This is a genomic window from Microcystis sp. T1-4 (assembly GCF_000297435.1).
GTDB lineage: Bacteria > Cyanobacteriota > Cyanobacteriia > Cyanobacteriales > Microcystaceae > Microcystis.
Genome location: NZ_CAIP01000380.1, coordinates 1 through 803, shown reverse-complemented (window position 1 = coordinate 803; position 803 = coordinate 1). Strand labels below are relative to the sequence as shown.

Genomic DNA, 803 nt, shown 5'->3' with positions numbered 1-803 from the left:
CCGATAATGCGGTTCTTCGGTTTGTCTTATGCAACGTACAGGATTATAAGGAATGAAACTCTTATAGAGAAAGACATTTGGCGATTTTTGTCAATTGTTTTTGATCTAGAGCGAACTAATCAATTAAGTCTCTTGCCAGATAAGGATTTAGTCGATTTATGCTCCCCTATCGAACCATACCAAGTAACGAAGAGCCGATAATGCTTTTTAAAATGCTTGGGATTAGATACTTTGTCACCATCGCTGGTAATCACGAGGCTACTAATTCCTAAGTCAATTCCAATGGCTTTATCTGTTACTGGTAAAGGCTTAATCGTTGGGTCATCAAATCTTATTGAGATATGCCAACGTCCAGATGGATGTAGCCTAACTGTTACTGTGCTTGGTTCACAGCTTTCTGGGATTTGTCTTGACCATCGAATAGGTAAAGGTTCTGTGCATTTGGCTAAATAGATTTGTTTGTCTTTAAATTTAAAGGCTGATTTGGTAAATTCGGCACTTCCTCCCTGATGTTTTTTCTTAAAGTTAGGATACTTAGTACGACCAGCAAAGAAATTAGTAAAAGCTGTTTGTAGGTGTCTTAAACCTTGTTGTAAGGGTACACAGCTAACTTCGTTTAAAAACTCTAATTCTTCTTGCTTTTTCCAATCAGTTAGCATTGAAGACGTTTCAGCATATCCTACTCTTTCTTGCTTTTCGTACCAAGCTTGTGTTCTGAGATGGAGAGCTTTATTGTAAACCAATCTTACACAGCCCAAAGTGCGCCGCAATAGCGACTCTTGTTCTGGTGTGGGGTAAAATCG

General features: G+C 38.6%; 1 protein-coding gene and 1 pseudogene. One reads left to right on the top strand and one right to left on the bottom strand.

Annotated elements, in window-relative coordinates; all coding sequences use genetic code 11:
* Positions 1–21 precede the first annotated feature (21 nt).
* Complete coding sequence (locus MICAI_RS27285) at positions 22–201, top strand: hypothetical protein (protein WP_071989079.1); 180 nt, start codon at positions 22–24, stop codon at positions 199–201.
* Here the strand turns inward: MICAI_RS27285 and MICAI_RS17715 are convergent.
* Positions 129–803: pseudogene (locus MICAI_RS17715) on the bottom strand (RNA-guided endonuclease InsQ/TnpB family protein); the annotation flags it as partial. The gene MICAI_RS27285 and the pseudogene MICAI_RS17715 sit on opposite strands and share 73 nt — an antisense overlap.